This is a genomic window from Streptomyces sp. NPDC006476 (genome assembly GCF_040612015.1).
In the GTDB taxonomy this organism is placed as follows: Bacteria; Actinomycetota; Actinomycetes; order Streptomycetales; family Streptomycetaceae; genus Streptomyces; species Streptomyces griseorubiginosus_B.
The window spans coordinates 1-6,969 of sequence record NZ_JBEXPK010000170.1 but is presented as its reverse complement, the minus strand read 5'-3'; the positions used below and the strand labels follow the sequence as shown (position 1 = coordinate 6,969).

The following is a 6,969-nucleotide window of genomic DNA, read 5'->3' as shown; positions in this document are numbered from 1 at the left end:
CTTCTCGGGTCTTCAAAGTTGAGCGGTGCGGAGGTGTCCGCGGGCCCGGCGGGTGGTGACGCAGCGTGTCCGTAGCCGTTGGGGCCTGCCGAGAATCAACTTGCTGGTTCTGACACTTTGCATCGCAGGTCAGCGCATTGCGCGCCCACAAGTTGTTCTTCGGCAGGCCCCAGGCGGTTGATCTTGCGCCCGTGATGTCGCGTTGCGCCCGTGATGTCGCGTTGATTTCTGTTCGGGGACGGTGTCGGTCAAGGGTGCGCGTCGGCTGACGTGCCGGATGACGCCGGGTTCCACGGGCCCGGGGCCTGCTGGTTGGCCCCTCTCGGCGTTCGATGTGATCGTTCGTGCTGGTCAGGTGGTGTACGGCAGAGCGAGGATGCGCCGGAAGGCGCGGATGATGATGTCGGCCCCGGGCCAGGTGTCGGGAAGCTTCAGGCGTCGTTTTCGCTGGCCGCGGACGAGGCGGTCGGGCACGTGGAGGACTTGGTAGCGCAACATCTTGGGAATGGCCCTGGCCATCTCGCCGTCCAGGGCGAGGAGTTGGAACCAACAGCGCAGATCGGCGGCGAGGGTGGTGGCGGTGAGCCAGGCGGCGTTGACGTTCAACTCGCGCGAGGGCAACAGGCAGGTCCCGGAAGCCTTCTGATCGCGGATCTTGGGCTCGACCCTGGCGTGCTTGCGGTGCCGGCCGTCCACGTGGGCGATCGACCCCCGGCGATGGTTGGTCGCGAAGGTCTGGTAGCGCGCCTCGTGCTTGATCTCGTAGGCGCTGGCGTCCTTGACGTAGCGGGGGTGCAGGGGTTCCATGCGGGCGATCACCCGGTGGTGCGGGGGCCAGCCCGGCAGGTCGCCGAGCAGGGCGGTGATGTCGGCAACGAACGCGTTCTCGCGCACGCCGCCATCCGGGCCGCCGCCGGCTGCCACAGGCCCTGCTTGTCGCAGTGCGACAGGTCCAATGGGTGCAGTGGAAGACCTCCGCGAAGCGGAACTGAAACTCGGGTACGAGTTCAAAGACAGGGAACACGGCCTCGGTACGCGGAAGCGCTACTGGCGAGCCTCTCACCTGAAGCCCCTGGAGATCGCGATGTCCAACGCCTACTGGGAAGCTCAGGGATACAAGTCCTTCAGGGGCTCTTGGTCCCGCCAACGCCCCGCTTGAGACCAGCTGAACGAACCGCCGGATGCGGGCCTGCATGTCCGGTGGTGTGGGGGACGGGCCGGGAAAACCGGTCCGCCTACCCGACAGGCGGAGTGGGCCGCAAGCGGTGAGAAGATCATAGGCGTGCTGAACGCGACCGCTCCCGGCCACGTATGGAGAGAGGGTGCTCAACGACCAGAGGGCCCCGCGGTGTTGGCACCGCGCGTACTGGTTCGGGAGCCATGCATGACGCACGCACGACGACAGATGCTCCAGCGAGTGACACGACGGGCGACCGTCGGCGGACTCCTCCTGGGGGAGAAGCTATGGTGACGCAGGCCGCCATGGCGAGCGAGTCTCCCGGCCCCTCCGCTCTTCCGTTCAGTGCCAAGGGGGACACGCCCAGCAGGGGCGCCTCGATCATCTACAAGCTCGGCACCTCCCGTACGGCCGGCATCTGGGCCAACTCCGCCGGGCGCACCGTCGTCGCGGTGACCGACGAGAAGGCGGCGGCTGAGGTGAAGCGGGCGGGCGCCAAGGCGAAGATGGTCGGCCACAGCATGAACGAGCTCAAGGCGGCCACGGCGACGCTGCGTTCGGCGCCCCGGGTGGCCCGCACGGCCTGGGTGATGGACTCCCGGACGAACCAGGTGGTGGTGCAGGCCGACAGCACCGTCTCGGCGACCAACTGGTCGGACATGACCAAGGTGGCGTCCGGCATCGGCAGCTTCGTGCGGATGGAGCGCACCAAGGGCACGTTCACAACCCAGCTCAACGGCGCGGTGCCCATCCTGTCGACCGGCGGGCGCTGCTCGGCGGGGTTCAACGTGACCAACGGGCAGACCGACTTCATCCTCACCGCCGGGCACTGCGGGCCCACGGTGGAGGCACTGCCCAGTACCCTGGAAGAGCTCCTGGACAGCGGTCACCGGTTAGTGACCGCGGACGACCATTCCGTGACCGACGCCCGCGCGGGCGCTCACGTCCCCTACGCCGTCGCACCCGCGTTTCCCGGCCCAAAGGCTTCCGCGGCTCAGCCGGAGAGCGCCTCGTGAAGCGAACCGAGCCGTCTGACCCCTGTCCGGTCTTCGTCGACGGGTCAGGACGGCGACGTGGTGTCGTCCTGATATTCGAACTCATGATCAGCGATCTGCTGACACTGCTCCTGGCTCTACCAGCCACGGGTTGCTGAGATGCCGCCGACGATTCCTCCGGCCCTCCGACCGGGCCAACACAAGAGTCGTGGAAAGCGGCAGCTGACACGACAAAGGCAGCCTGTCCCCTGGGCCCATTGGCCGCTTCTTCTGTCTGTCCTGGCGGCGATGTTGAGCGCAATCACCCTGCACACCTGGGCCGCGCGGGGGGAGAACTTCGGGGACCAGATCCCGCTCCGGGTGGTTCAGGCCGCCCTCGGCCACCGCATACCAGTCGTCCGGGAAGAAGACCCTCGCCCCACGGGTTCGTCGGCAGGGGGACGGAGCCGTCCGGTCGCCCTGGTCATCACCGGGGGGCCGGATCCCTGCGAGACCCCGCGCCTGCTCGCCGCGATGCGGCGCCATCACGTCATCGGCACCTTTCTGGTCGTGGGCGCGAAGGTGAACGCCCATCCTGAACTGGCCCGGAAGATCCTCGCTCAGGGCAGTCGACTGGTGCCGTACACCTTCACCGGAGCCGATCCCGCTTCCCTTCCGCCTTGGCGCAGAACGGCCGAACTCTCCCTCACCCGGCACGCGGTCGAAGCGGCAACCGGCCGCGAGGCGTCACACACCGGAGCCGCATCACCGGCTGTAGGGATGGCGATGGTCCTTCGCGACGACGGCCATACGCAGGTCGGCCAGTTCCAGGAGCAGCTGTTCACGTCCCTGGCCGTGCACAGCCATCGGCTTACGACGACACCAGCCGTCCCGGAAGCCCGGGCGACCCTTCTGGACCGTACGAGTGGGACGGCCATCAAAGAGGCGCAACGTGCCGGCGCCTGGGTGTCCCGGCTCCTATCCTGGTCTGTGATCGCAGTCATCGTCCTGGAGGTCGTCCAGACGTTGGCCCTCGTGGCCGGCGCGGTGGTTTATCGGCGCTGGGTCCGCGCCCGTCAGGCCCGGCGGAACACACGGGCTCCGATCGCCACCCCAGTGACGGTGGTGGTCCCGGCATACAACGAGGCGGCGGGAATCGAAGCGACCGTTCGTTCCCTGGCCTCCTCCTCCCACCCGCAGCTGGACATCGTCGTGGTCGATGACGGTTCGACCGATGGCACCGCCGACATCGTCGAGCGCCTGGGCCTGCCAGGTGTATGTGGCATCCGCCAGCACAACACCGGCAAGCCCAGAGCCCTCAACACAGGGATCGCACATGCGTCCCACCCCCTCGTGGTGATGACCGACGGGGACACCGTTTTCGAACCCGAGACCATCACCCGGGTCGTCCAACCCTTCGCCGATCCGACAGTCGGAGCCATCAGCGGCAACGCCAAAGTTGCCAACCGGGGCGGGCTAACGGGACGTTACCAGCACATGGAGTACGTGGCCGGCTTCAACCTGGAGCGCTGGTTGTTCGACGTCGCTGAGTGCATGCCGACGGTCCCGGGGCCGATCGCAGCATTCCGCCGTGAGGCGCTCGCCGGCGTGGGAGGTGCGCCGGACGACACACTGGCCGAGGAGACCGACCTGTCCATGGCGGTGTGCCGGGCGGGTTGGCGAGTCGTCTACGCACCGGACGCCGTGGTCTGGACGGAGGCACCGTGGCAGACGGGGCAGCTGTGGCGGCAGCGGTACCGCTGGGCCTTCAGTGTCGACCCAGGCTATGTTGAAACACTGGCGAGTGTTGGTCGAGTCCGGCGCGAGCGGGCGGTTCGGGCGACGCGGCCTCATGTACCTGCTGGTATTCAGGGTGGTGTACCCGCTGCTGTCTCCCGTGGCCGACGTCGCCATGCTGCACTCCCTGCTGCTCTCCCGCCCCGGCCTGGTGATCACTTTTTGCTGTCGTACTTCGGAGGACGCGTGGCCGCCCTCACCCCGATGGAGACCAATGCAATGGAACTTCCACTCAAACCGCTGCCACTTGCTTTGCGGGTGAACGGCCTGGTGAAGGACTACCCCAGAGGCAGAGCAGTCGACGGAGTGGACATCGAGGTTCGTGCGGGGGAATGCGTAGGTCTGTTGGGTCCGAACGGGGCCGGGAAGACGACGACCCTCCTGATGTGCCTCGGGGCGGTCAGGCCCGACGCAGGACGGGTTGAGCTCTTCGGACGTCCGCTGTCCCCACGAGGGCCCGCGTTGTCTGATGTCGGCTTCTCCTCCGGCCAGTTAGGCCCGGCTCGCCTTCTGACCGTCGTCGAGTACCTCACGGTGTACGGCGACCTGTACGGCCTGCGTGACCCCGCCACGGCAGCCTGGCGCAGTCTAGACCGATTCGGGGTCCGCCACCTCGCCCGAGCAAGAGGGGATGCGCTGTCCAGCGGACAAAAGACTCTGATCCGCCTGGTCAAGGCCGTGATGCACCACCCGCGGATGCTCGTGCTCGACGAACCGACCGCCACCCTGGACCCGGACGTGGCACTGCGCGTGCGCCGGATCCTGAAGACGCTGTCCACTCAGGACGGAACCACCATCCTGATCACCAGCCACAACATGGCCGAGGTCGAGGAGCTGTGCGCACGGGTGCTGTTTCTGTCCGCCGGCCGTGTCGTGGCCGACGGGACCCCCGAGCATGTAGCCGAGCAGTTCGGCTGCGCCGATCTGGAGGGTGTCTTCCTGCGTCTCGCCGGGGGGCATCCGGCCGGGGCACCGCACGAAATGCCCCGCACCCGGGAGGAGGCCACAGCATGGTGAACGCCGGCCTCACCACCAAAAGGCCATCAGCACGACGGCCCGGACCAGCACATAAGGCGCCGCGGACCAAAGCGCGAGCAACCGGCACCTCCGCCTTCCGCGGGCCCGTCAACGCCTCCGTACACCGGGTCCTCGCGATCGCCCGGCACCAGGCCATCGTCATGTCACGCAGTCCACACCGTTTCTTCGACCTCTTCGTCCAGCCAGCCCTGACCCTGCTCCTCTACGGGGGCATCAGCATGGCCGTCGCCCGCTCCACCGGCTCCAGCGCCGACCTGGGCCTGTACCTGATCACGGGTGCGATTCTGTGGAATACCGTCCACCAGGCACAGGTCTCGCTCGCCTCCGGGGCCATGTCGGAGTTGAGCGGGCGCACCGTACTCGACCTCATGGTGAGTCCTCTGCGCATGGGGGAGTACCTGGCCGGTGTCGCGCTCTTCGGGCTGGTCCAGACACTGCTGGGCAACGTCGTCGGCGCCCTGGTCGCATGGACTGCATACGGCTTCAACGTGCTGACCATCGGCCCGCGCCTCATCCTGATCGTGACCCTGCTGGTCGTTACCGGCTGGGCCATCGCCTTGCTGGTGATCGCCACCGTGCTCCGCTTCAGTCTGGGAGCGGAGATACTCGTGTGGGCCATGATGGCCGCGCTCGTACCGCTGTCCGGTGCCTTCTATTCCATTCAGAACCTGCCGGCCTTCCTGCACCCTGTCGCGGACGTACTCCCCTTCCAGTACATCTTCGCCCTGGCACGGGATCCTGCCGAGGGACACGCCTGGGAGAGCGACCTGCTGTGGGCCCTCACAGGCACCTGCGTCATGTCCGCCCTCGCGGTCGGGGTCCTCACCTTGATGACCAAGGTCTTTCTGCGGCGCGGGTACGTGACCAGACACATCTGATACGGCCCGGTGGACAGGGTCGATCCGGTCATCTATTAGCATCCGGCCGGCACGTCGCGATCTGCTGGGCAACCTGACGGGTATTTCACCGCAGTATGTCACTGTACTTGGGAGGAGTGCGGAACTGGGTGCGGGCGGTCTCGGAGAGTTCCGTCTTCTGCCGGCTGAAAAGATTTCCGACCGAATCCATACTCGCATCTGTCTGATGTCAGGGACTGATCGAACAGAATGGAGTGATCCCTGGTGAACGAGAAGGGCCGGGCGAGGTCGGCCCCCGAACCGTTTGTTGTCCTGGCGATGCCACGAACGGGAACGCACTACCTGGAGGAACTGGCCAACGAGCACCCGAACGTGTTGTCCAACGGAGAGTTGCTCAATCCGTGGGACACCGGCTGGCCCGGCGTCGATCGTACAGGAATGTCTAACCGCGAACTGCTCGAATTAGCCTTTGTTCACTTTCCGCAGCGGAAGGACAAGTGCGCGGTCAGTCGCGTTGGATGTAAGATCAACGAGCCTCAGTTCGCGGAACGCCCGACCTTTTATGAAGAGCTGGCGGCCTGGCCACGCCTGAAAGTCGTCCTACTCCGGCGGCGGAACCTGCTCGAGTCGTTCCGGTCTCTTGTGCAGGCGCGTGAGAGCAGCTATTGGCTAGCCCCCAGGACGGACGGCCCTGTGCCGGTGCCGCCGCAGGTGGAACTGTCGCCCACAGGCTGCGAGAGCTACTTCAGAAGTGCTGACGCATTTCATGAACGCGTCTTCGCCTCCTTTTCTCCAGAGAAGATTTACGAAATCCACTACGAGCACCTGCGGGACAGACCCGGGGAGTGCCTGGCGGGATTGTGGGACTTCCTCCAGGTTTCCCCGCATCAGCTTTCCGGCCGCCATGTCCTGCAGCGGCAGGAGACGCGCCCGCTCAGCGAAGCGGTGCTGAACCACGACGAGCTGCGCGACTACTTCAAGGGCACCCCGTACGATGCCTTCTTCGAGTGAGCCCGCGGTAGAATACCCGTTAACCTCGATTCTTCAGCGGGTTTCGGTCGCTGATCAGTGCGGCTGTTCGCCCGTAATGTCCTCCGCCGTTGAAGGACGGGCCGTCGCGTGACGC

The 6,969-nt window shown here is 66.3% G+C and carries 4 protein-coding genes and 1 pseudogene; 4 read left to right on the top strand and 1 reads right to left on the bottom strand.

Translation table 11 applies throughout. The annotated features are described in order from the left end of the window. Window positions 1-351: 351 nt before the first annotated feature. Complete coding sequence (locus tag ABZZ74_RS51865; RefSeq protein WP_356951108.1) at window positions 352-894, bottom strand: transposase; 543 nt, start codon at window positions 892-894, stop codon at window positions 352-354. 490 nt (window positions 895-1,384) lie between these two features. Between ABZZ74_RS51865 and ABZZ74_RS51860 the strand changes: the two are divergent. The 4 genes and pseudogenes from ABZZ74_RS51860 to ABZZ74_RS51845 form a co-directional block, all read left to right on the top strand. Next, window positions 1,385-2,016, top strand: a pseudogene (locus ABZZ74_RS51860) (alpha-lytic protease prodomain-containing protein); the annotation flags it as partial. Window positions 2,017-2,331: 315 nt separating this feature from the next. Further along, window positions 2,332-4,965, top strand: a complete 2,634-nt coding sequence (locus ABZZ74_RS51855; protein ID WP_356951107.1) for a glycosyltransferase — start codon at window positions 2,332-2,334, stop codon at window positions 4,963-4,965. Then, window positions 4,959-5,864 carry an ABC transporter permease gene (locus ABZZ74_RS51850; protein WP_356951106.1) on the top strand — a complete coding sequence of 302 codons (906 nt, stop codon included), beginning with the start codon at window positions 4,959-4,961 and terminating at the stop codon, window positions 5,862-5,864. The genes ABZZ74_RS51855 and ABZZ74_RS51850 overlap by 7 nt, the downstream gene beginning before the upstream one ends. A 243-nt stretch (window positions 5,865-6,107) precedes the next feature. Then, window positions 6,108-6,854 carry a sulfotransferase gene (locus ABZZ74_RS51845; protein WP_356951105.1) on the top strand — a complete coding sequence of 249 codons (747 nt, stop codon included), beginning with the start codon at window positions 6,108-6,110 and terminating at the stop codon, window positions 6,852-6,854. Window positions 6,855-6,969: the final 115 nt, after the last annotated feature.

Coding starts and splice junctions, on each gene's coding strand:
- ABZZ74_RS51850 (WP_356951106.1), top strand. CDS start 4,959: ATGGTGAACGCCGGCCTCACCACCAAAAGGCCATCAGCACGACGGCCC.
- ABZZ74_RS51855 (WP_356951107.1), top strand. CDS start 2,332: ATGCCGCCGACGATTCCTCCGGCCCTCCGACCGGGCCAACACAAGAGT.